This is a genomic window from Cohnella candidum, assembly GCF_003713065.1.
Classification (GTDB): domain Bacteria; phylum Bacillota; class Bacilli; order Paenibacillales; family Paenibacillaceae; genus Cohnella; species Cohnella candidum.
Window position 1 is genome coordinate 132,389 of record NZ_CP033433.1, and the last position, 23,748, is coordinate 156,136.

21 protein-coding genes are annotated in these 23,748 nt (G+C 60.0%); 16 read left to right on the top strand and 5 right to left on the bottom strand.

The window, feature by feature from the left end; all coding sequences use genetic code 11:
* The 10 genes from xylF to EAV92_RS00575 all read left to right on the top strand — a co-directional run bounded on the left by xylF (nt 1) and on the right by EAV92_RS00575 (nt 12,506).
* Nucleotides 1-1,110, top strand: coding sequence for a D-xylose ABC transporter substrate-binding protein (xylF, locus tag EAV92_RS00530; RefSeq protein ID WP_123039289.1), 1,110 nt, complete (start codon nt 1-3; stop codon nt 1,108-1,110).
* A gap of 122 nt (nt 1,111-1,232) precedes the next feature.
* Nucleotides 1,233-2,342, top strand: coding sequence for a sugar ABC transporter substrate-binding protein (locus EAV92_RS00535; protein WP_123039290.1), 1,110 nt, complete (start codon nt 1,233-1,235; stop codon nt 2,340-2,342).
* Nucleotides 2,343-2,436: 94 nt separating this feature from the next.
* Entirely contained in the window at nt 2,437-3,957 is a 1,521-nt protein-coding gene (locus EAV92_RS00540; protein WP_123039291.1) for a sugar ABC transporter ATP-binding protein, read from the top strand.
* 120 nt (nt 3,958-4,077) lie between these two features.
* The gene (locus EAV92_RS00545) at nt 4,078-5,196 is read left to right on the top strand and encodes a sugar ABC transporter permease (protein WP_241158599.1); all 1,119 of its coding nucleotides are present in this window, start codon (nt 4,078-4,080) and stop codon (nt 5,194-5,196) included.
* 123 nt (nt 5,197-5,319) lie between these two features.
* Nucleotides 5,320-6,459 carry an N-methyl-L-tryptophan oxidase gene (gene solA / locus EAV92_RS00550; protein WP_123039293.1) on the top strand — a complete coding sequence of 380 codons (1,140 nt, stop codon included), beginning with the start codon at nt 5,320-5,322 and terminating at the stop codon, nt 6,457-6,459.
* Between the two features lie 20 nt (nt 6,460-6,479).
* A complete protein-coding gene (hrpB, locus tag EAV92_RS00555) occupies nt 6,480-8,984 on the top strand; it encodes an ATP-dependent helicase HrpB (RefSeq protein WP_123039294.1) in 2,505 nt (834 codons plus the stop codon).
* Between the two features lie 578 nt (nt 8,985-9,562).
* Entirely contained in the window at nt 9,563-10,033 is a 471-nt protein-coding gene (locus tag EAV92_RS00560) for an ATP-binding protein (RefSeq protein WP_164472575.1), read from the top strand.
* Nucleotides 10,030-10,368: an STAS domain-containing protein gene (locus tag EAV92_RS00565; protein WP_206424270.1), complete on the top strand. Its 339-nt coding sequence runs from the start codon at nt 10,030-10,032 to the stop codon at nt 10,366-10,368. The genes EAV92_RS00560 and EAV92_RS00565 overlap by 4 nt, the downstream gene beginning before the upstream one ends.
* A 55-nt stretch (nt 10,369-10,423) precedes the next feature.
* A complete protein-coding gene (locus EAV92_RS00570; protein WP_123039296.1) occupies nt 10,424-11,791 on the top strand; it encodes a PP2C family protein-serine/threonine phosphatase in 1,368 nt (455 codons plus the stop codon).
* 43 nt (nt 11,792-11,834) lie between these two features.
* Nucleotides 11,835-12,506, top strand: a complete 672-nt coding sequence (locus tag EAV92_RS00575; RefSeq protein WP_123039297.1) for a tetratricopeptide repeat protein — start codon at nt 11,835-11,837, stop codon at nt 12,504-12,506.
* A gap of 68 nt (nt 12,507-12,574) precedes the next feature.
* Here the strand turns inward: EAV92_RS00575 and EAV92_RS00580 are convergent, their stop codons facing one another.
* Nucleotides 12,575-12,919, bottom strand: a complete 345-nt coding sequence (locus EAV92_RS00580; RefSeq protein WP_123039298.1) for a hypothetical protein — start codon at nt 12,917-12,919, stop codon at nt 12,575-12,577.
* Between the two features lie 283 nt (nt 12,920-13,202).
* Between EAV92_RS00580 and EAV92_RS00585 the strand changes: the two genes are divergently transcribed.
* From EAV92_RS00585 to EAV92_RS00595, 3 genes are all read left to right on the top strand, one after another.
* Entirely contained in the window at nt 13,203-13,700 is a 498-nt protein-coding gene (locus EAV92_RS00585) for a GNAT family N-acetyltransferase (protein WP_164472576.1), read from the top strand.
* A 23-nt stretch (nt 13,701-13,723) separates the two neighbouring features.
* The gene (locus tag EAV92_RS00590) at nt 13,724-16,786 is read left to right on the top strand and encodes a HEAT repeat domain-containing protein (protein WP_123039300.1); all 3,063 of its coding nucleotides are present in this window, start codon (nt 13,724-13,726) and stop codon (nt 16,784-16,786) included.
* 112 nt (nt 16,787-16,898) lie between these two features.
* Nucleotides 16,899-18,032: an RluA family pseudouridine synthase gene (locus EAV92_RS00595; RefSeq protein WP_241158394.1), complete on the top strand. Its 1,134-nt coding sequence runs from the start codon at nt 16,899-16,901 to the stop codon at nt 18,030-18,032.
* A gap of 61 nt (nt 18,033-18,093) precedes the next feature.
* On the opposite strand, the gene EAV92_RS00600 is transcribed toward EAV92_RS00595, so the two are convergent.
* From EAV92_RS00600 to EAV92_RS00615, 4 genes are all read right to left on the bottom strand, one after another.
* Nucleotides 18,094-19,350: a hypothetical protein gene (locus tag EAV92_RS00600; protein ID WP_123043487.1), complete on the bottom strand. Its 1,257-nt coding sequence runs from the start codon at nt 19,348-19,350 to the stop codon at nt 18,094-18,096.
* Nucleotides 19,340-20,506: a glycosyltransferase family 4 protein gene (locus EAV92_RS00605; RefSeq protein ID WP_123043486.1), complete on the bottom strand. Its 1,167-nt coding sequence runs from the start codon at nt 20,504-20,506 to the stop codon at nt 19,340-19,342. The genes EAV92_RS00600 and EAV92_RS00605 overlap by 11 nt, the downstream gene beginning before the upstream one ends.
* Nucleotides 20,507-20,520: 14 nt before the next feature.
* Nucleotides 20,521-21,564, bottom strand: a complete 1,044-nt coding sequence (locus EAV92_RS00610) for a nucleotidyltransferase family protein (RefSeq protein ID WP_123039301.1) — start codon at nt 21,562-21,564, stop codon at nt 20,521-20,523.
* Nucleotides 21,565-21,888: 324 nt separating this feature from the next.
* Nucleotides 21,889-22,056: a DUF1328 domain-containing protein gene (locus tag EAV92_RS00615; protein WP_123039302.1), complete on the bottom strand. Its 168-nt coding sequence runs from the start codon at nt 22,054-22,056 to the stop codon at nt 21,889-21,891.
* 254 nt (nt 22,057-22,310) lie between these two features.
* Here EAV92_RS00615 and EAV92_RS00620 point away from each other — a divergent pair, with 254 nt between their 5' ends.
* From EAV92_RS00620 to EAV92_RS00630, 3 genes are all read left to right on the top strand, one after another.
* Complete coding sequence (locus EAV92_RS00620; protein ID WP_164472578.1) at nt 22,311-22,889, top strand: DUF948 domain-containing protein; 579 nt, start codon at nt 22,311-22,313, stop codon at nt 22,887-22,889.
* 30 nt (nt 22,890-22,919) lie between these two features.
* On the top strand, nt 22,920-23,255 hold the full coding sequence (locus EAV92_RS00625; protein WP_123039304.1) for a hypothetical protein: 336 nt from the start codon (nt 22,920-22,922) through the stop codon (nt 23,253-23,255).
* A 94-nt stretch (nt 23,256-23,349) separates the two neighbouring features.
* Entirely contained in the window at nt 23,350-23,673 is a 324-nt protein-coding gene (locus EAV92_RS00630; protein WP_123039305.1) for a YflT domain-containing protein, read from the top strand.
* The last annotated feature ends 75 nt before the right edge of the window (nt 23,674-23,748 follow it).

Here is a 23,748-nt window from a genome sequence, read left to right on the forward strand (position 1 = left end):
ATGAAAACGGGCTTCGGGCGGTTCAGGCCGGCCTTGTTGGCGCTGGCGCTGCTGACGGCGTGTTTCTCGGCGGCCTGCAGCGGCGGCGGTACGGAAAGCTCGCCCCCCGCTTCGGCAACGAAGGCGGAGCAGCATGGAGGCGTCGGGGGAAGCGGCTCCAAACACGGCGGCAAAATCAAAATCGGATTTTCCATGGACACGCTGCTGGAGGAACGGTGGCAGAAGGACCGGGATCTGTTCAAGGCCGCGGGGGAAGCACTCGGCGCGGAAGTGGTCATCATGGCGGCGAACGGAGACGACGCGAAGCAAATCCTTCAGGCCGAGATGATGATCAGCCAGGGCGTCGACATTCTCGTTATCGTGCCTCATGACGCGGGTGCGACGGCGGCGATCGTCAAAAAAGCCCATTCCGCCGGCATTAAAGTGATGGCTTACGACCGGCTGGTGAAAAACGCGGACATCGACCTGTACGTCTCTTTCGACAACGAGAAGGTGGGCGAGCTGCAGGCGAACGCCATCACGAGTATCGTCCCCAGAGGGAAATTCGTCTATATCGGGGGCGCCGATACGGACAACAACGCGCACCTGTTCAAAAAAGGCGTGTTCAACGTCCTGCAGCCGCTGATCGACAAAGGCGACGTCTCCGTCGTCTACGACCAGTGGACGAAAGACTGGACGCCGGTGAACGCGCTGGCCAACATGCGATCCGCGCTCAGCGCGAACGGCAACAAGATCGACGCGGTGATCGCCGCGAACGACGCGACGGCGGGAGGCGTCGTCGAGGCGCTGACGGAGCAAGGCCTTGCGGGCCGCATTCCGGTCGCCGGACAAGACGCCGAGCTTGCGGCGGCCCAGCGCATCGTCGAAGGCACTCAGACGATGACGGTTTATAAGCCGATCAAGCTGCTGGCCGATAAAGCGGCCGAACTGGCCGTGAAATTGGCGAAAGGCGAAAGCCCCGGCGCGGACCGGAAAGTGAACAACGGCAAAATCGAGGTGCCTTCCGTGCTGCTCCCTCCGATCGCCGTCGACAAAAACAACATCGACGAGACGATCATCGCCGACGGCTTCCACTCAAGGGAAGACGTGTATAAAAACGCGAAGAAATAATCTCAGCTTAAAAAAGTATAGACGGTTTTAAAAGAGTGCTATTGTATAGCGCTTACATCCTTTCGGGACGATGTTATATTTGACTTGTTCGAGTCAGACCATTTCCGAAAGGGGTCCATTCCATGAAAAGAAGTTTCAAGACAATCGCGCTTGTATTGGTTATCGCCGTATTCGCGGCCATCGTCGCAGCTTGCGGCAAAAGCGGAGGAAGCGGCAGCAAAGTAAGCGTCGGTATCGTATTGCCGACGAAAGACGAGCCGAGATGGGTACAAGACGAACAGCGCTTCAAAGACGCGCTGTCCGGCTCGAAATACACGACCGAAATCCTGTTCAGCCAAGGTTCTTCCGCTAAGGAAAAAGAAAACGTAGAAACCTTGATCAACAAAGGCATCAAAGTCCTCATCATCTGTCCTCAAGACGGCGACGCAGCGGCAGCTGCCGTAGAAGCCGCCAAAAAAGAAGGCATCAAGGTCATCTCCTATGACCGCCTGATCACGAACACCGACGCGGTTGACTACTACGTCACGTTCGACAGCGTTGCGGTAGGCGCGGCTCAAGCGCAATACCTGGTCGACCATGCCAAAGGCTCCGGCGAACCGCTGTACCTGTACGCCGGCGCTGCATCCGACAACAACGCGTTCCTGTTCTTCCAAGGCGCATGGCAAGTTCTGCAGCCGAAAATCGCCGACGGCACGTTCAAAATCGCCAACTCCAGCGAAGCCGTCGCTCTGAAAGACAAAAAAGACCTGTCCCGCGACGAGCTGAGCAAAATCATCGGCCAAGTCACGACGAACTGGGATCCGAACGAAGCCAAAAACAAAGCTCAAACGCACTTGACCGCTGCTGCCGCCGACATGAAAGGCGACGTGGCCATCCTCGCTCCGAACGACGGCACCGCACGTTCCATCGCCGACGTATTCTCGACCGACTCGGCCGTGAAAAGCTTCGTGATCACCGGCCAAGACGCCGAGAAAGCTTCGATCCAATACGTGATCGACGGCAAACAATCGATGACGGTGTTCAAAGACGTGCGTACGCTCGTTAAAGACGCAATGGGCATGGCAGTCGAAATCCTCGACGGCAAATCCCCTGCGACGACCGGTTCCTACAACAACGGCAAAGTCGACGTGAAAGCGAAGCAAACGAAAGTTATCACCGTCGACAAAGACAACGTGAAGAAAGAAATCGTGGATTCCGGCTACTACAAAGCAGACGAATTCAAAGGCCTGTAATCGCGAGCGTAAATAAGCCAGTGCGGAATAGTGATAGATTCGTCTATCACTATTCCGCTATTGTTAGAGCTTTTTCTGGTAAGGAGTGGAAACGATGAGCGGCTACATTTTAGAGATGAACAACATCTCCAAAGAATTCACCGGCGTCAAGGCGCTGACCGACGTCAACTTCAAAGTCGCCAGAGGCGAAATCCACTGTCTGATCGGCGAGAACGGCGCAGGGAAGTCGACGCTGATGAAAGTGCTCAGCGGCGTATATCCTTTCGGTACCTATTCGGGCGATATCGTATTCGACGGCAAGGTACAGCAGTTCGGGAAAATCAGCGACAGCGTGAAAACGGGAATCGCGATCATCTACCAAGAGCTGGCGTTGTTCCCGGACCTTTCCGTGTACGAGAACATATTCGCAGGCAACGAAGTAAGGCGGGGCGCGATCGTCGATTGGAACCAAACGATCATGCAAGCCAAGCAAATGCTGCAGAAAGTCGGGTTGAACGTCAATCCCGAAACGCTCATTAAAGACCTGGGCGTCGGCAAGCAGCAGCTCGTGGAAATCGCGAAGGCGCTCAGCAAAGACGTCAAGCTGCTGATTTTGGACGAACCGACCGCGGCGCTGAACGAGAATGACAGTGAAAACCTGCTCAATCTGCTGCGGGAACTGAAGAGACAGGGCATTACGTGCATCATGATTTCGCACAAGCTGAAAGAAGTCATCTCCATCGCGGATAAAGCGACCGTGCTGCGAGACGGCCGGACCATCTGCACGCTCGACGCCGCCAAAGGAGAAATCTCCGAAAGCGTCATTATCAAAAACATGGTCGGCCGCGAAATCGAAGATATTTATCCGAAGAGGCCGAACAAATCGTTTGGCGACAAAATCCTCGAAGTCAAGAACTGGACCGCCTACGATCCCCAGTCGGGCAGAAACGTTGTGAAAGACGTCAACATGCACGTCAGAAAAGGAGAAATCGTCGGGGTAGCCGGCTTGATGGGCTCGGGACGGACGGAGCTTGCGCTCAGCATCTTCGGCAATCCAAGGTCCTATAAACTGCAGGGCGAATTGAGGGTGAACGGCTCGCCGATGACCTTCACGCACACGAGCGACGCGATCCGCGAAGGTATCGCTTACGTGACCGAAGACCGCAAGGGCGACGGACTGTTCCTGATCCAGGACATCAAGAGCAACATTACCGCCGCGAATCTGCAAGGCATCGCCTCCGGCGGCTGGATCAACGACAACGAAGAAATCAAGGTCGCCAACGATTACAAGCAGTCCCTGTACGTCAAGGCGCCTTCCGTCGAGCAGATCGTCGGCAACCTGAGCGGCGGCAACCAGCAGAAGGTGTCGCTGGCCAAATGGATGTTCGTCGGTCCCAAACTGCTGATTTTGGATGAGCCGACCCGCGGGATCGACGTGGGGGCCAAATTCGAAATCTACTCGATCATGAACAAGCTGATCAGCGAAGGCCTCAGCATCATCATGATCTCGTCCGAGCTCGGCGAAGTGCTCGGCATGAGCGACCGGGTGTACGTCATGGCCGAAGGCAAGATCAAGGGCGAATTGTCGGCTGAAGAGGCCAATCAGGAAAAAATCATGCAATTCGCTACGCAATAGGAGGTACCATCGATGAGTGCAAATCATGGAACGAATCCGGCAGTCAACAATTCCGCTGCCCCCGGATCCTTATTTCAAGAGGCCAAGTCTCTCGTGAAAGTGAACATCCGCGAGTACGGCATGTACATCGCCCTGTTCGTCATCATGGTCGTTTTCTCGGTCATGACGGACGGCCTGTTCATCTCCTCCCGGAACCTCAGCAACCTGCTGGACGCCACCGGTTATATCGCGGTACTGGCCGTCGGCATGACGCTCGTCATCGTCATCCGGCACATCGACTTGTCCGTCGGCTTCGCCGCCGGATTCATGGGCGCGATCGCCGCCATTCTGCTTACGCAAGCCGGCGTTCCGTTCTATATCACGATCCCGATCATCCTCGTGCTGGGCATCGTGATCGGCATGTTCAACGGCGTGCTCGTCGCTTCGGTCGGCATTCCTTCGTTCGTCTCGTCTCTCGCCGCCATGCTGATCTTCCGGGGCGCTCTGCTGCGCGTGACGGAGAAGACCGGAACGATTATCGTCAAAGACGATCACTTCAACGCGATCGGCAACGGTTACATCCCGGCGATCTCGAGCGTAGGCGGACTGAGCTTGCTGTCGTTGATTCTGGGCGTGGTCGCCATCCTGTTTTATATTTACTCTGAACTTTCCAACCGCAGGAACAAGCTGAAATACAACTTCGAAGTCGTGTCGGGCGGCATTTTCACGATCAAGCTCGTATTCGTTTCGGCCATCATCGCTTACTTGACCTGGATCCTCGCGGGATACCACGGGTTTTCCTGGACGGTCATCATCACGCTCATCGTCGTGTTCGCTTACCATTTCCTGACGACCAAAACCGTGCTCGGCCGGCACATTTATGCCGTCGGCAGCAACCCGGAAGCGGCTCACCTGAGCGGCATAAACGTTAAGAAAATCACGTATATCGTATTCGGTTCGATGGGCATGCTGTCCGCGCTTTCGGGCATCCTGTTCACGTCCCGCCTGCAATCGGCGACGACGACGGCCGGTACGCTGTTCGAGCTCGACGCGATCGCGGCCGCTTACGTCGGCGGCGTATCCGCGGCAGGCGGCGTGGGCAAAGTCACCGGCTCCATCATCGGCGCCGTCGTCATGGCTTCCCTGTCCAGCGGCATGAACCTGCTCGGCGTCGGCATCTCCTATCAATACATGATCCGGGGCGGCGTCCTCGCGATCGCGGTTATCTTCGACGTCCTGACCCGCAAGAAGAGAGGCTAATCTTTCGATTCTCGTGATTGATCGGCGAAGAACGGCATCCTGGGATGCCGTTCTTTTATTTTGCCCTTAAGGCGTGGTATATTGGGCGTTGAAATCGAGAGGAACGGACGGGAGTCGGGAAACATGCAAAAATACGACGCGATCGTTGTCGGCGCGGGTGCGATGGGCATGTCGGCCGGGTATCATTTGGCGGCGGCAGGACGAAGGGTATTGCTGATCGACGCGAACGATCCTCCGCACGACAAGGGCACCCACCACGGCGAAACGCGGATCATCCGGCACGCTTACGGCGAAGGAAGGGAATATACGCCGCTTGCTCTCCGGGCACAGGAATTGTGGGAGCAGTTGGAGGAACTGACCGGTCGGAAGCTGTTTCTGCCGACCGGGTTTCTGCAGGCCGGAGAGCCGGGGTCTTCGATGCTCGAGGAAATGGCGGCCAGCGCCCGGGAGCATGGCGTGCCGGTAGAGAGGCTGGACCGCGCCGAAATTCGCCGCCGTTGGCCGGATTTGGCGCTGCCGGAGTCGAACGAGGCTTGCTTTGAGCCCGAGGGTGGCGTGCTGCTGTGCGAGGATTGCATCCGGAGCTATCGTGAAGCGGCCGAGAAGATGGGTGCCGTGGTGAAGGCGAACGCTCCCGTCACGGAGATCCGGCCGGACGCGGACGGTGCGACGGTGCTCGCGGGCGGTGAGGTTTACCGCGCGGACGCGCTCGTCGTGACCGCCGGCAAATACGCCGGCCGGGTGCTGCAGGGCCTTGGCGTCGAGGCGCCGCTTCGGCCGCTGCGCCGTACGGTGGCATGGTTCCCGACGGATCGGGCGGATTACGATCAGGCGCGTTTTCCGGCTTTTCTGTTCGAAGTGCCGGAAGGGATGTTTTACGGGTTTCCCGGAATCGGTGGAAGCGGCGTGAAGGTCGGGCGGCATGAGGGACCGGAGCGGCCTTCCCCGCTGGACGGGCCGATGCCCGCGTTCGGGGCTTACCCGGAAGATAGAGGGGATTTGGAAGGTTTTATGGGCCTCTACATGCCGGGTATAGCCCCCGTCGCATCCAGGGGATCCGCCTGCACGTACACGATGACGCCTGACGAGCATTTTATTTTGGACCGGCATCCGGAGTATGCCCACGTCGCGATCGGGGCTGGTTTTTCCGGGCATGGGTTCAAGTTCGCCAGCGCGGTCGGGGAAGTGTTAGCTCGTATGGCGTTGAAGGAAGAGCCGGGATTCGATCTTTCTCTATTTCGGATTTCCAGGTTCATCGGCTGAAGGAAAGGAGGCTGTGGGGCATGACGCAAACGGGGTTGCCGGTGGAACGCTCCTTGCCGGAATTGTCGGCGGCGTTGTCCGCAGGGAACGGGGCCGTTCTCGTGGCGGCGCCCGGCGCGGGCAAAACGACGCGCGTTCCGCTCGCGCTGCTCGGTGAGCCGTGGCTGGCGGGCAGGAAGATCGTCATGCTGGAGCCACGCCGGCTTGCCGCCCGCAGCGCAGCCCGGTATATGGCGGCCCAGCTTGGCGAATCCGTCGGCGGGACGGTCGGCTACCGGGTGCGCATGGACACGAAGGTCGGTCCGCGGACGCGTATCGAAGTCGTCACCGAGGGCGTGTTGACCCGCATGCTGCAGAGCGATCCGGGCTTGGAGGAAGTGGGGCTTCTCATCTTCGACGAGTTTCATGAGAGAAGCCTGCAGGCGGACTTGGGCTTGGCGCTGTGCCTTCAGACGAGGGAGCTGCTTCGTGACGATTTGCGGCTGCTCGTCATGAGCGCGACGATGGAAGCGGAGCCCGTCGCCCGTCTGCTCGGCGGAGCGCCGGTCATCGTGAGCGAGGGCCGGCAGTATCCGGTCGATACGCTGTATCGGCCGCCGGCCCGGACAGGGTTGCCCGTCGCGGAAGCGCTTGTGCCTGTGGCGGCGGAAGCGCTGCGGGATCGACAGGGCGACCTGCTCGTATTCTTGCCCGGGATGGCGGAAATCCGAGCGGCGGAGCGGCTGCTGCGGGAACGGCTGGGAGAGTCTTTGCTGGACTCGGTACGGATCCATCCGCTGCACGGAAGTCTCCCCGCCGAGGCGCAGGACCGCGCTTTGGCTCCGTCGATCGCGGGCGAGCGTAAGATCGTACTCGCGACTTCAGTGGCGGAGACGAGCTTGACCGTGGAAGGGATTACGGTCGTCATTGATGGCGGGCTGTCCCGAGTGTCGCGGTTTTCGCCCCGGACCGGCATGAGCCGGCTGGAAACGACGGCCGTCTCGGTCGCGTCCGCCGACCAGAGAAGGGGGCGCGCGGGACGTCTGGCGCCCGGCACGTGTTACCGGATGTGGAGCGAGGAAGAGCATCGCAGGCTGCGAGCGGCGGACGAGCCGGAAATCCGCGAAGCGGATCTCGCGCCGCTCGTGCTCGAGCTCGCGGCGTGGGGAACGCCGGATCCGGGCGAGCTGCAGTGGCTGGACCCGCCTCCATTGCCGGCGATTCAGCAAGCGCGTGAGCTGCTCGTCTCGCTGGGAGCGTTGTTGCCGAGCGGGACCGTTACCGCTCACGGCCGGAGAATGGCCGAGCTCGGCCTGCATCCGAGGCTGGCGCACATGCTGCTTCGCGCGCTGCTTCTCGGCTGGGGCGAGCCGGCCTGCGAGATCGCCGTGCTGCTCGGCGATCGGGATTTCGCCCGGCCGGCCGACGCGGATTTCCGCCGCCGGCTGGAAGCGCTCCGCGGCAGCGGGACTTCCTCCGCGGAAGAAGGCGCGCGCCGCCGGTTGGTGGAGGCGGCGGCGCGCTTGAAACGCGAAATCGGCTCGGCGGGAGCAGCAGCCGGTCAAGGCGCGTTGAGAGGCGGGACGGATCCGTGCGGCCTGCTGCTGGCTTTGGCTTATCCGGACCGGATCGGTCGCCGCCGGGAAGGCGGCAAATATTTGCTCAGCGGCGGACGAGGCGCCGCATTCGCGGGCGATCCGCCGCTCGTTCGGGCAGAATGGATCGTCGCGGCGGACGTCGAGGACTCCGGCACCGAAAGCCGGATTCGGCAAGCGGCGCCCGTAGCGTTGGAGGAATTGCTGGAGCATTTCCCGGAAGCGGTGATCGAAGAGCGTACGGTGACGTGGGACCGGGCCGCCAAGGCGGTGCGCGCCCGCGTCCGCCGCAAGCTCGGCGCGTTGCTGCTGGAGGAGAAGCCGATGGCTTCCCCTCCGGCGGACCAAATCGAGCGGGCGTTGATGCTAGGCGTCCGCGAGTCGGGCCTTGAAGCGCTGCCCTGGAACCGGGCTGCCCGGCAATACCAAGAGCGCGCCGTGTTCGTGCGGAGAAGCGATCCGGCATGGCCGGACTTGTCCGACGAAGCGTTGTTGGACACGCTGGAGGATTGGCTGCTTCCTTTCTGCGGCGGCATGAAAAGCCTCGGCGACCTGCAACGCGTCAACCTCAAGGAGGCGCTGGAATCCCGGCTTCCGTGGAACCTGCGCCGGGAGTTGGACGAACGCGCGCCGACGCATTGGGAAGTGCCGAGCGGCTCGCGGATTCCGATCGATTACTCCGATCCCGACTCGCCCGTGCTCGCCGTGCGGCTGCAGGAAATGTTCGGGCTGGCTGAAACGCCGCGCATCGCCGGCGGGCGCGTGCCGCTCACGCTGCACCTGCTATCGCCGGCCCAGCGCCCCGTGCAGGTGACGCGGGACTTAGCCAACTTCTGGCGCGACACCTACTTCGAGGTCCGCAAGGACCTCAAAGGCCGCTACCCGAAGCATTACTGGCCCGACAACCCCCTCGAGGCCGAAGCGACCCGCCGCGCCAAGCCGCGGACTTGACTCGCGCTCACCCCTGACGCCGATCGGCGCAGGGGTGATTCGCGTTTCGGCCGCGACACGCGGTATCCCCTTTACTCAGAAAGACCTTTGCGCTGCTCCAAGCTGCTCCCAACAAAGAAACACCCGATTTATGTAACTTTCTTGCACAACTCCCCGATTTCCCGCCGCATCCGAGGAATTATGTAACTTTCTTGCACAACTCCCCCGATTTCCCGTCGCTGCCCCGCATTTATGTAACTTTCTTGCACAACTCCCCGATTTCCCGCCGCATCCGAGGAATTATGTAACTTTCTTGCACAACTCCCCCGATTTCCCGTCGCTGCCCCGCATTTATGTAACTATCTTGCACAACTCCCCCGATTTCTCGCCGCATCCGAGGAGTTACGTAACTTTCTTGCACAACTCCGTCGCGAGACAAAACTGAGCGAAGGGGATAACGCGTGTAGGCAGATTTAAAAGTTACATGAACCCCTCGTTCCCTCCCAACAACCGGTAAATTCCCCCATTTCCGACTCCGGACTTGTGTTATGATGAAAACGTGGAAAAACCTCGAAAAAGGAAGAATGCGGGGGACCGGAATGGCGGTGCACGGCAACACGGCGGAATCGGAACCGAAGGTGCTTCACCTGGCTGGAGAGAGTCTCGAGGAGCTTTCGACGCTGCACGATTTTTTCGACAACCTCGCGGGGGAAGCGGGCTGGACCGGCCGGCTCGCCAACGAATTCAAACTCTGCTGCGAGGAACTGGTCACCAATACGATCTCTTACGGCTACGCCGAATCTCATGCCGCCAAGGGGATCAAGATTGCCGTTTACGGCCTGCCGCATGTCGTTACCATGGAGATTACCGACCAAGCGACTCCATTCAATCCTTTCGAGACGGGCGAGCCGGATTTGACGCTGGACGTTGAAAACCGGCCGATCGGCGGCCTGGGCGTCTATTTCGTCAAGCAAATGATGGACGAGATCTTCTATGAACGAACCGAACCTCCGGGCAACCGGTTGATTTTACGCAAATTTCTCTTGCAGAACCTGGAGGAAAACCCGTGAACATTACGACGACCGAGCATAACCATATTACCGTGATGGCGATCGAGGGCCGTTTGGACGGACAGCACGCCCAGTCCGCGGAGCAGGCGTTCCTGGAACTGGCCGGTGAGGGACGAACCCTCTTCGTGCTGAACTTCGCCAACATGACTTATATCAGCAGCGCCGGCCTTCGGATCGTGCTCGTCGCCGCCAAGAAAGTGCGTTCCCTGCAAGGCAGGTTGATTTGCGCGGGCATGAACGACCAGGTCCGGGACGTTTTCGAAATGTCCGGCTTCCTGAGCATTCTCGAAACGGCGGCCACGGCGGAAGAGGCCGTCTCCCTCCTGCAAGCCTAACGGAGCCTCGGAGGCTCCCTCATCCCAGTCGCAGCCGAAAGGAGGTCGGGAAACGGTGGTATGGAGCGGAATCGCGGCGGCCGCAAGCGGGATAGGCGCTTTCGCGATCGGCGGGGCTTGCGCCTACGCTTATTTGCGAGGACGAATGCGCAGCGCCAAAACGTTGTTCGAGATCAGCATGTCGCTGAATTCGACGCTGAAGCGCCGCGAGCAATTGGAGATCATCATGAACAGCGCGAAAAAAGTGCTTCCGGTCGAAGCGGCATCCGTGCTGCTGGCCGATCCCGATACCGGCGAGCTGTTTTTCGAAATGGCGCAGGGAGAGAAATGGGACGCGGTCCGGGAGATCCGGCTGGCGCCCGGCGAAGGCATCGCGGGCCACGTGGCGGAGACCGGCGCCGGCGTCATCGTGAACGACGCGGCTTCCGACCCGCGCTGGTCGAACCGCGTGGCGCAGCGGACCGGGTTCGTGACCCGGAACCTCCTGACGGTTCCCATCGTAAATCAAGGAAGAATAGAAGGGGTCCTGCAGGTCATCAATAAGATGGGCAACCGCAAATTCAATTTCCGGGACCGGATGCTGCTCGAACGCGTGGCGAAACCGATGGCCGTCGCCCTCGAGAACGCCCGTCTATACCAGCAGCTTGAGCAATCGATGGAAGCCTTGCAAAGGACGACGGCGATCAAGGAAAGGCTGGAAAGCGAGCTTCAGATCGCGGGCGGCATCCAGATGAGCTTCCTGCCGCGCACGATGCCTTCGGCTCAGGAGCCTTACGATATTTGCGCCTTGCTGAAGTCGGCCAAAGAGGTCGGCGGAGACTTCTACAACTTTTTCAAGCTCGATGACGACCATCTGTTTTTCACGCTGGGAGACGTCTCCGACAAAGGAATTCCGGCCGCGCTGTTCATGGCGGTAACGCTGACGCTGATCAAGGGGAAGATGACGGCTGACCTTACCCCGGGCCAGCTGCTGCGTATGGTGAACGACGAACTGTGCCGCGACAATCCGGTGCTTTTCGCGACGATCGTCTGCGGCGTTTTCCATACGAAAACCGGGGAAATCGCGCTCAGCGAAGGAGGCCATTGCACGCCTTACGTCGTCAGGGCGGACGGTGCCGTCGAGCCGGTCAAGCTGCGCAAAAGTCTGCCGCTCGGCGCAATGGCAGACGTTGAATACCACGACGGGCGCGTCGTTTTGGATCCGGGCGACCGGATCGTCGTCTACACGGACGGGATCACGGAGGCCGAGAACGCGGCGCTCGAGCAATATTCGGGCGAACGACTCCAAGAGTTTCTGCGGATGACCGCGCCGATGTCCAGCGCCGAGCTGATCGACGCGATGATCATGCACGTGTATCTGTTCGCGGACGGGGCGCCACAGTCGGACGACATTGCGGTGTTGAGCCTTCTAAGACGCTCGTAACGTTCACCGCGGATGAAGGCTATTCGGAAAGGAGGGCGATCGCTTGAAATTGTTCTTTCTATTCGGCTTGCTGTGGTGGCTGCTCGGCAATCCGTTCCTGGCCATTCTCGTGTTGCTCGTGGTGCTTTATTTGCTCGAACGCCGGTTCATCGGGCTGAGCCCGAGCTTGGTCCGGCCGTTCCGCAGAAGAAGCGGGATCGCCAAATGGAAAAGGCAGCTTCAGATGAGCCCGCACGACGTGTCCGCGAAATCGGAGCTGGCCCGTTTGCTGATCGAAAGCCGCAAATACGAGGAAGCCAGAAGCGTGTTGCTCGGCATCCAGGACCAATCCGAGCATTCCGCCGAGTTCTGGAGCGACTTGGGCATCTGCGAGCTGGCGCTGGGCAGGCTGGAGGAGGGCGAACGGGCGATGCTCAGGGCGCTTGAGATCAGTCCGAGGGTCAAATACGGGCAGCCTTACTTGCGGCTGGGAGAAGCCTGGTCTTCATCCGAACCGGAAAAAGCGCTGCGTTATTTGGAAGCCTTCAAGGAGGTCAATTCGTCTTCGTGCGAGGCCTACTATCGGCTGGGCGTTCTTTACGCGGGGCTTGGAAAGCGGGAAGAGGCCGCGGCGGCTTTCCGGGAATGCCGGGAGCTGCACGGGGCGCTTCCCCGTTATCTGAAACGCAAAGAGCGCAAATGGGCGCTGAAGAGCGCACTTCGGGGAAATCGATAATATAACGTCAAGGGGAGCCTGCATCAAATGCGGCTCCCCTTTCGCAGCGCAGGAAGAAAGATGAGATCTCAGTCTCCGACCGATTCGGCTTCTGCCGTTTCCGTCTCGTCGGCGGCCACTTCGGCCAGGCCCGGCTCGTCGGCTTCGGCGACGGCTTCTTCAGCAACGTCTTCCGCCACGGCTTCTTCTTCGACTGCAGCTTCTTCTTCTTGAACTTCGGCAACGGCTTCGTCGCCGGCTTCGGCAACCGCTTCTTCAGCGGCTTCCTCGGTTGCTTCTTCGGCAGCTTCGGCTACCGCTTCGGCTTCCGTTTCTTCTGCAACGGCCTCTACTTCCTCTTCCGTTGCTTCAGCGGACGCTGTATCCGCTTCCAAGTTTTCGACGGCCAGTACTTCTTCTTCGTTGATGTCCATTCCGAATTCCCTCCCGCGAGTTGTTGGGGACAAACCCCTATCTCCCAAATTATACGGTCCTCCAAAAAGTGGCAACGGTGTTATTTTGAAGGATAATGGCGGGTTAAATCGAAAGCGGGACGGTCCGCGCCGATTCCGGAAAACTCGTCAAAACTTCCGATGAAAGGCCTTCCGAAGGCGCGAATCGAAACCTGTCCGTTTCTAGCTGATAAAATCGAAAAGTTATAGTAGGATGGAAATAACAGGATTGCCGCGACATTCTCTTAATCAAGGAGAGAGACCGATGATCGCCGAATCGATTTGCGTGAGAAAGGTCAGCACGCCGGAAGAAGCCGGACGGATCGTGGAGTTCTTTTTTTCTCCCGTATCGTTTGACGATGCCAGGCATACGCCGGGCGAGGTGGAGCATCTCAGCACCCTCCCTTATCGTGCGTTAGAAGGGGATTCTGTCTTCTGGTACGTGACCGACGAAAACGGCGAGGTCATCGGGGTGTGCAGCATCGCCCAAAACGAGCAGCAAAGCGGCGGATACGGCTGGGACTATCTCGTCGTGCATCGGTCCTTCCGGAAAAGCGGAATCGCTTCCGCGCTGATCGAAGAGATGAAGGAGCATCTGGCACGGGTTTCGGCCCGTTACGTGGTCACCTATACGTGTTCCCTCCCGGCCTACGATCCGATCCGCAGGTTGTTCGCGCGGCACGGTTTCAGCGAAATCGGCAGGCTGCCGGACTACTATTTCGATGGGGAAGACCGGTTGATTTATTACCGCAAGTTAGCCTAGGCTGCAAGGAAGCGGGAGAGTTGATGGAAATCGTCCTTCGGACGCTGAGGCGAATCGGGATCAAGCCGGAGGACCGGCGCAAGCTGTGGCTGATGGCGCCGGTTTTTCTCGTTTGCGGGATCGCCGAGAGCTTAAACTATAACGGATTCATGACCTTGTTCAACCAGCGTTTGGGCAGCGTCTATCTGCCTTACGTGTATGCGGCGGAAGCCGTCATCCTTCCCTTGGAGGCGTGGGGGATGAGCTGGCTCGCCGGGAGGCTGTCCAAACCCGCTTTGATGCGGGCGATGTACGCCATCATGTTCGGCGTGACGGCCGCCAATGCCGCCGTTTTGCTGGGGCTGCGAATTACCGGTCTCGACTGGCGGTTTTATTATCCGATCCTCTTCTTGAGCTCCAATTTCGTCGTCCGGCAGCAGACGATCCTTCTGTGGAGTTTAGCTGTAGATCTGTGTCCCACGCAGCAGGCCAAACGGCTGATGCCGATCTTCGTGGCGGCGGCGACGCTCGGCGGCATCGCGGCGGGCTTGCTGACGCAGGCCGTCAATCCCTTGTTCGGTCCGGACGCAGTCTACGCGCTGGGGCCTATTTTCTTGCTGGCTGCCTCGTTTAACTACCGGAAGGCGATCCAACGCTACTTGGTCCCGTTAACGCTGAAAGGCGTCTCCGATTCCGAAGCCGGCTCGGGACCTGCGGCGGCATCCGCCTTGTCCTCTTCGGAATATTTTCGCCGGACGCTGCGGTCCCCGTTCTTGCTCGGCGTGCTCGGGCTGATGACGGTCATGCCGGCGCTTTACTTCTTAATGGAATTCGTATTCCTGAACACGGCCCATTCCGCCTATCCCGGCGAAGCGGATTTCGGCCGGATGTTCGGCATGGTGACGACGGCGTTGTTCACGCTGGCTTTCCTGCTGCAGGCCGTGTCCGGCCGCTTGATGGGCTGGCTCGGCGCGAGCGGCATGCTGACGGCGATTGCCGGCGTTTACGTCGTTTCCTTCGCCTGCGCGTTCGCTTTCCTGGATTCCTCTGCTGCTCTGGCCGTAGTATCCGGAGGCTATATGCTGACCTATCTGCTGATCTATTACTCTGCGGAGCCTTCGTATCAATTGTTTTACAAAACGCTTCCTTTGCAGCAGCGGGACGGCTTTCGCTACGTGGCCCAAGGCTTGGCTTCCTTCGCGGGCATTTTGCTCGGCGCGGGGATGCAGGCACTTCATACCGTTTTCGGTTGGGGCTTTCCGTTATTAGCGGCGATCGGAACGGCAGGTGCGGGCGCGCTGTTCGTTCTTTCCTGGGGCGTCCGGCGGCAATACATGAAAGAACTGGTCCGAAGCATCCAAACGTTCGGCTTGGCGGAACGGGAACTGGCCGGATCGTTCCAGGAGTTCCACCGCAACGCCAAGACGATGGGCGCCGTTCTCGGCATGCTGCGCGGAGAAGAAGCGGAAGCTCGGCTCGTGGCGCTGGAAATCATCGGCCGGACGCAGGACGCGCGGTATTTGCCGGAGCTGTTGGCGTTGTTGGAGGATGAGGACGAGCGCATCCGCGCAGGCTCGCTGAAAGCGATGAATTTGGGATCCGCGGATTTGCAGGCGATGATTCGCGTTGCTTCCCTGGTGGAGGATCCGGATTCGGAAGTGCGGGTCCAAGCGGTACGGCAGCTGGCCCTGATGAAGCATTTGCAGGCGCAGGCCTTTTTCTTCTTAAGGACGAAGCTGCTCGACCCGCATCCCGCCGTGGCGGCGGAAGCGGTAAAAGCGATGTACGCGCTCGAAAGCGCGCAAAGCTATGAAGCTTGTTTCGAGGTCATCTCGCAAGTGCTCGAAGCCGGAGGCGAACCGGCCGTCCCGATTTGCCGGGCGGTCGGCGAACTTCGCCTCGTTCGGTTCGCGGAGGACGTGGCCCGCATGCTGGACGATCCGCACCCTTCCGTCCGCGTCGCGGCGACGTCATGTTTAGGCTTGCTCAGACATGTGCCGGCGTTGCCCCTGCTCTTGGGCAGGCTGTCCGCGGCGGATCTGGAACTGCGGCGCGCGACGGTCCAGGCGGCCGTCGACATGGGGGGAGCAGCTGTCTCGCCGCTTAAGGCGAGGCTGCCTGAGGCGTCCCCGAAGGAATGGGAAGTCTCGATAAGGGTATTGTCGCAATTGCTGCCGGACGAGGAAGTGAAGGGTTGGCTTGCCGAGCAGGCCGCGCTGAAGCTGGCCGACAACGAAAGCCGCAGCCCATTGCCGGCCGCCTTCCGCTCCGTCGGAAGAGAAGAGTTGGCGACGCTCGCGGACATGCGCCTGCAGGAGCTGCGCGAAGCCGTTCGGGAAGGCGCATGGGCCGTGCTGCAACGGCTGACGGACGAGCAAGTGACGGCCGCCATTCGGCGCACGCTTGCGGACGAGGATGAAGAGGCGCGCAGCGGAGGTCTGGAAGTGCTCGCGGAAGGCGTCGGAGAGCGGCGACTATCTCAGCGATTGGCTGCCGCGCTGCAAGCGGACGGCGACGAAGCCGTCGCGCTGGCGGCCGACGCTGCCCGACGGGCTTTCGAGGAGGTGGCGGCGTCATCGGACGATTGGTGGCGGGAAATGGCGGAAGAGTGGAAGCGGGGAGAGGAGCGGAACGGGATGCCGGAAGAGCGGGGTACGCTTGGTCGGTTGAACAAGGTCGTGTTTCTGAAGAAGGTTCCGTTCTTCGCCGACTTGTCGCTGGAAGAGCTGGGGCTGATCGCGGGATTCGCGGAGGAGAGATCTTATGGGGACGAGGAAGTGCTCGTACGCAGAGGCGAGAAAAATTCGGCGCTCTTCGTCATCGTGGAGGGCAACCTCGAGCTGACGAGCGTGTCCGCGGCCGGTTGGGAAGGCACGCTTGGCGTGCTCGGCCCCGGGGACGTGTGCGGCGCCAATTCGGCGCTCGACGAATCGCCGTCCGCGGTGACCGCGCAGGCGTTCTTCGGTTCGGTGAGGGTTCTGTCGCTGGAAAGGGAGGACGTCACGAGGCTGGTCCGGTTGTACCCGGAGATCGGCATCGGGCTGCTTCGCGCTTCGCTCGCGCGGATCCGGCTTCTCGAAGAGATGATGATGCGTTTCGACTCCTGATGCGGTTGTTTCTTGGGAGCGTTCCGCCGGATTTGACAATCCCGGGGCGTTCCCGTATATTGGTCGGCGACGGCCCTGCGGAAGACGCGGGGCATGAACGGAGGTTGGCAGCATGAGAGGATCCGGACGGAACGGACCCCGCGGGCCGGAGCGGAGAGAAAGCGGCGGCCGGGGCGACCGGCCGAATGACCGTGCACGGGGAACCGAACGCAGGGAGCGCCAGGAGAGGGGCGGACGGGATTCGCGTCCCGGATCTCGGACGGAACGCCCTGGCCAAGGGGCGTTCGGCGCCCGTCCGGATCGCCGGGCAGGCGCCGCGCCGGGCGGCAGGAAGGAACGTAAGGCGCCCGGCGGGTCGGCCCCGCTCAAGATGGGCCGCATTAAAGGAGAATGGATGGAGATCCGCCTTCCGGAAGGGCTGGCGGGTGCTCCCATGCAGGCGGTCGTCAAGCATTTGCCGCTTCCGCCGAAGCTCCTCTCCAAGCTGATGCACGGCAAGGGCTTGTTACTGCAAGGACCCCAACTGCGTCTGCACCTGTTCCCGCGGGAGAAACGCGATTTTCCGCCGGACTGGATGGAACTGAACATCCTGTACGAAGACGAATTCTCGCTGGTGGTCAACAAGCCGGCCGGCATCGAAGTGCATCCGAGCGAGCACGGCCAGCGGCGGACGTTGGCCCACGGGGTTTCGGCGTACTACGAGATGAGCGGACAGGAGGTCCGGATCCGCCATATCCATCGGATCGACAAGGAGACGACCGGCCCGGTCCTATACGCCAAAAACGAGTTCGCCCACTACCAATTCGATAAAGCGATGCGGGAGAAGCAGATCGAACGCGTCTACCTGGCGCTCGCGGAAGGCGTCGTTAAACAAGATAAAGGAACGATCAACAAGCCGATCGGACAGGACCGCCATCACTCGACGCGCCGCCGCGTCAGCGAAACCGGGGATGCAGCCGTGACGCACTACGAGGTGGTCGAACGCTTCGCCGACCATACGCTCGTCCGGCTGCGGCTCGAGACCGGGCGCACGCACCAAATCCGCGTCCACATGGCGGCCATCGGCCATCCTTTGGCCGGGGACGGCATGTACGGCGGTACGCGGAAAGTCATGGCGCGCCAAGCGCTTCATGGGGAGAGGCTGATTTGGCAGCACCCTTGGACCGGCGAGAAGCAGCTAGTTCGCGCCCCGCTGCCCGACGACTTCCAACGCGCGCTTGAGGAGCTTCGCCGCGAGCGCCGCTAATCCGAACGTTAAAAAACCGACCCGACGGCCGCCAAGGCCATCCGGTCGGTTTTTACTTGCTTCAGCCTTTTCTGCACAAGGCTTCCGTCATGAGATAGGAAATCGTCGATTCCGCTCCGCAGTTGATGTTCGGTCCCGATTCCATCAGCCCGTCGCAGCAACTGCCGTCCCGAGGATCGATCATCGCCGCCTGCTTGTCGTTTTCACCGTAGAACCAGCCCAGCGCCATGTCCCGCATGGCCCTGAGATGGGCGTTCTGGCCGAACGGCGAACGGCTTCCGAAAGCCGGACGACGGTTAGACGTTCCGCGGGATCCGGCCTTGGTTTGCGAATTCCATTCCGTAACGGAGCGGGATCCGAGGCTGGCGAGGACGAGATCCTCGGCGTCGTCGGAGTCCAACTGACCTGCGTGCTCGACCGCCAGCGCGGCTTCCTCCAGCGCGAGCGCCAGCTTGAACATTTCCAGCGGCTGCTGGTCCCAGCGGCTGACGGAATCGGGTTTGCCCCATCCGTCATTGCCGATCGGGCGAAGCCAGCCTTCTTCCGCGGTCATCATCTCGCAGAGGAAGGAGAGGCTTTCCAGCCCGTTATTCAGCGTTTCCCGCTGGCCCGTGACGCGGTACGTCCGCAGCATGGCCCACGGCAGCGTGCCGTTGCTGTAGGTCATCGCCGGTTCGAACCAGCGCCACCCCTCATCGGAGATGCTGCGGAATTCCTCGTTCATGATCCGCTCGACCCGCTTCATGTAGGTCGTCAACTGTTCCCTCCAGGAGTCCGGGAGGTCGATGAGGCCTTTGGCGCCCGCTTCAATGACATGGGCGCTCGCCGCCATCGCGAACGCTTGGCCGCGAAGCGAGTCGATCTCGTTCATCGTCTGCAGCGCGTTCATGAACAGCGTTCTCGCCGTATGGCGGAGAGGGCCGTCCAGCCGGACCCAAGCATCCGCGACCGCCCAGATGGAACGGCCCTGGCAATCATGGTTGGCGGACATTTCTTCCGGTTCCGGAGATCGGTCGTAAGCGATGTTATTGTGCCACCAGCCGTCCTCGTACTGCGTCCAAAGCAGAAAAGCCATGTAGATCTCGGCAAGACCCGTCAGCGTAGTCCTGTCTTGCGGCGCGAGCGCCTCATCCCCGAGCGATAACCATTCGGTCACGACCCAGAGGGCGCGGGCGTTGTCGTCCGTCGTGTAGCCTTCGACGCGGCGCGGTATGCGCCCGAGCGCATGCTCGAGAAGCCCCGTATCGTCCGTCAATCGGCGCAGATGGGCGAACGAGGGCGGCGCATAACGGCGCTGCCGGGCTCTGTCAGCCGACATCGGCAATCGTGGCCCTCTGGTCGGATACGATTTGGCCGAACAACCGCAGGTGCTGCGCGCCCACCTGCGGCCAATGCATCGAGCGGCCGATGTCCGTGATGATGCGTTCCCACCGGCCGAGCATCCCCGGATAGGAGAACAGCTCGATGATTTTGGCGCTCCAAGCTTCCACGTCGCCGTAAGGAAGCAGCATGTCTTCATGCCCTTGAACCAGATCTCTAGCGTAGCAGTAGGGAGTTGAAAGGATCGGCCGTCCCAAGCCCGCCGCATACGCGAGGGTGCCGCTCGTAATTTGCTGCATGCCGGGATAAGGAGTGATGTACAAGTCCGCCGCGGAGATCAAGGCGGCCAGTTCATCTTCGGGGATGTACCGGTTGATCATCTGCACGTGATGCGTCAAGCCGATCTCTTCGATCAAAGCCGTCAGCTCATCCCGATAAGCTTCGCCTTCGTTTTTGCGCACCTCCGGATGCGTAGCGCCGGCGATGACGTACAGCAAATCCGGTACGGCTTGCACGGCTCCGGCCATCGCGCGGAGCGCGAACTCGATGCCTTTGCTGCGGCCGAGGAGGCCGAACGTGAACAGGACCTTACGGTTTTCCCAACCGTGCGCGCGCCGGGTGGCTTGGCGTCCGTTGCTCGGGAGCGGCGTCCCGTGCGGGATGAAAGAGATTTTCTCCAGCGGGATCCCGAAGCTTTCGTGCAAATAGCCGATGGCCTTGCGGTTCATGACGAGCAGGTGGTCGCTCCACTCGGCGATTTCTTTTTGTACCGAAGCGTAAGGCTCCATCGGCTGCTCGAAAACGGTATGGAAGGTCGTAACGACGGGTTTGTTTACCCTTTTCAGGAATTCCAGGGCGTAATTGCCCGCGTCTCCGCCGAAAATGCCGAACTCATGCTGCAGGGAAACGATATCTACCGAGCTTTGATTGACCGTTTCCGCCTGCCTGCGGTATTCCTCGATATCGGGTTTGATCAGCGGCCACATCCATGGCTCGCGATAATCCAAACGTTCCTCGTCGTTGCAGATCGCGATGACCGGATCCTGCGAACGGTTTCCTTTGGCCAGGTTCACCGCTTCCCGCAAGTGGTGGGTATAAGTGGCCAATCCGCATTTTTTGGGTACGTACGTGCTGACATAAGCGATTTGTGGCATACGTCCGTTCAAGGTCACTGGCGCTGCACCTCCAGAATTCGATTGCATACCGCTTCGTGAAGAATGTGGGGTCCGACCTGCATGCCCGAACCGAAAATGCATTCGTTCAGCTGGGCGCCGCTGCGGATTTTGCAACGATCCCACAGGATCGACTGGGTCATCCGGACCCCGCTGCCGATGCGGCTTCCGTTACCGATCACCGAGTACGGCCCGATGACCGACCGGTCTCCGATCGTCACGTCGTTGCCGATCATGACCGGGGGAACGAAGAGGACGCCTTGGCCGACGCGGACATTCTCGCCGAGCCAAATGCCTTTCTCTTCGCCGTCCTGGCCGTCGATCGGAAGCGGAAACCTGCGGTCGAGCAAGTCCCAATGGAGCTGGCGGTACCGGGCTTTCGTGCCCATATCCATCCAATAGCCTCCGATGGGATGGCCGTATACGCCGCTGCCGTTCTCGATCAGAAGCGGGAACGTTTCCTTCTCGATGGAAACGGGCTGCCCGGCCGGTACGTGATCCAGCGCCCGGCGTTCCATAATGTATATGCCGGCGTTGATCCGATTTGACGGCGCCTCTTCTTTTTTCGGTTTTTCGACGAAGCGGAAGATCCGGCCGTCTCCATCTTGCTCTACGACCCCGTAATGGGAAGGGTCTTCCACTTCGGTTAAGCAGATCGTCACGGCACCGCCGTGGTTCTCATGAAATTTAAGCGCGGACGCCAAGTCCACCTGGTGGATGATGTCCGCGTTCACCACGATGAACCTGTCGCTGAGCAGCGGCTCGGCGTTTTTGATCGCGCCTGCCGTGCCGAGCAGCTCTTTCTCGACCGCGTAATCGATCCGGACTCCGTATTTGGAACCGTCGCCGAGATGGCTTTCGATCATTTCGCGGTAATACTTCACGGCAATGACGAACTCGCTTACGCCTTGCTCTTTATAATGCAGGAGCAAATGCTCCAGCCAAGGTCTGTTTCCTACCAATGCCATCGGCTTCGGAAGATTCTCCGTCAGCGGACGCAGTCTCGTTCCCAGTCCTCCGGCGAGGAAGAGTGCTTTCATGTATGGATCAGCCTCCGTTTTCAAATTCTCAGCCCCGAGGGGTCGACTGTCCTTCTATTAACGCAGTTTCCGCCGTGCCGAATCAGATTGAGAGAAAAAAAACGACATTTCCCGTGCCGCTGCTCGCGTGGGAAATGTCGTTTTTAATGGTGTCTTCGATAGTTCGTTCAAGCTTCATTCCGGAGTGGAATCCTTGCGTCTCTCTCCCCTGGCATGACCGGTAAGAGCGCGTCGGCCGCCTGTTAGGCTAAGGCTTACTTTACCGGAAAGAGGAAGGGATTGCAAGGATTATCCAGATAGCCGGTCCGCTCTCCGACCGCTTCGTTATAGGTTTCTGCTGCGGCGGCCGGTGAACAGCGAGACGATGAACAGGATCAAGAAAATGAAGAACAGGATTTTGGCGATTCCGGCAGCGGCGCTGACGATTCCGCCGAATCCGAAAATCGCGGCGACGATGGCCACGACGAGAAATACCATTGCCCAGTACAGCATCGTGAACTCCTCCTCCAAATTTGTAGGTGTCGCGTCGGATCGGCTTCCGGGATTCGGGGAGGGCCGGTCCGTTGCTAGTCGTTGCTTACCCGGCGCACCGGGACCTTGAAACGGCGGAAATCCTTTTGCTTTCGGCTGTTTCGGAGCTCGGCAAGACCGGGTAACTCCTAGGAAACAGACGAATTTCGGCACCGGCATTCGACAAGTCTTCGAAGTCTGAATGCAGGTGATCGGATCAACATGGAGGGATGCAATTGAACACCAACGCAATCATCGCATGGAGCGTAGCCGTCGCAGCCGTCGCATTTGCCGCCTTGTGCGTCTATCTGGTCACCGTTTTGAAGGATGTCCGGCGATCGCTCGTCTCCGCCAAATCGACGGTAGATGAAGTCAACCAAACGATCGGAAGCCTTCAAGGAGAAATCCAGCGCCTGACCCATACGGTCAATGGAATTACTTCGGACGTACAAGGAAAGCTGCAGGCGACGGATCCTCTGTTCGACGCCGTTCGCGACGTGGGCGTCATGCTCCGCGACGTGACGGGCACCGCCCGCGAGACCGCGCACAGTTTCTCGAGGGCCATGCGGCGCAAAGCTTCCGAAATCGATTCGGGAGCGGCCAAGCTGAGCTGGCTGCGGTACGCCGCGCTGGGAATGCGCGTCGTGTCCGGCTTGAAGAACGGCTGGCAGCAGGCGTCCCGCAAACCGCAAACGCAAGGCGTCGATCAAGCGGATAATGGCCAGGTTTATATGGAATCCGACGATTCCGTGCAACCGCTCCTGAACGTCCGTCAACAGACCGATCGGGAATCCTACGACCCTATGAACCTTTAATTCCTCTCCGCTAAGAGGAGGCCAACGGATATGCTCAAATCATGGTTATTATTGCTTGCGTCAGGACACCGAGGCGGAGCGCCCGATTCCGGCTGCCCCGCCCAAGAGGCGGCATGGTCAGGCGAAACGGCTGCATGGCCGGCCCGGCAGGCGCCGGTGCGCGAGGAAGAAGGAAACATGCCGAAAGATTCGGCCTTTTCCTCCCGGAGGACGGCGTTTCGTTTCGAAGGCGGCCTAAGAAGCCGCGAATCCGGGCGAAACGCCGCCTTCCGAGAGGACGCGAGTCCTTCCTCGGCCGGCGATACCTGGCGCGGAGAAAGAAACGAATCTCATATCGGCCAGCAGACGGCATACTATTCTTCTTAAATTTTTGTTTTCTATTCGGAAGGCTTGTTTCAAGTCGAGGGAGAATGGGTAAGGGTATAGAGCAGTTAGAGACCGCCGAAGGAGGAGAGAGACCATGAAAGCCTATGCGAAACTGGTGAACAATGGCCTGGAAGCCGTCGACGTCGTGAAAGATCTGCACCGGCAAGGGTACTCCGACAAGGAGATTTACGTGCTGGCGCACAGTAAAGATAGAACGGACAGGCTCGCGGACGCCACGAACGCGAACACCGTCGGCATATCCGAAGAAGGAATGTTCGATGCGATGGCGAACCTGTTCCGTGACCGCGGCGACGAACTTCGCCACAAGATCGAATCGATGGGGTTCGACTCGAACGAAGCGGGCATGTACGAAGCGGAGCTCGACCGGGGCAAAGTGCTTGTCATGGCCCGACACTGAGGCGCCGGAACAATCGGGAATAAGGAATGAGGGCAGCTTCGCTGCCGCTCATTCCTTATTCGCGTTTGTTGCTGC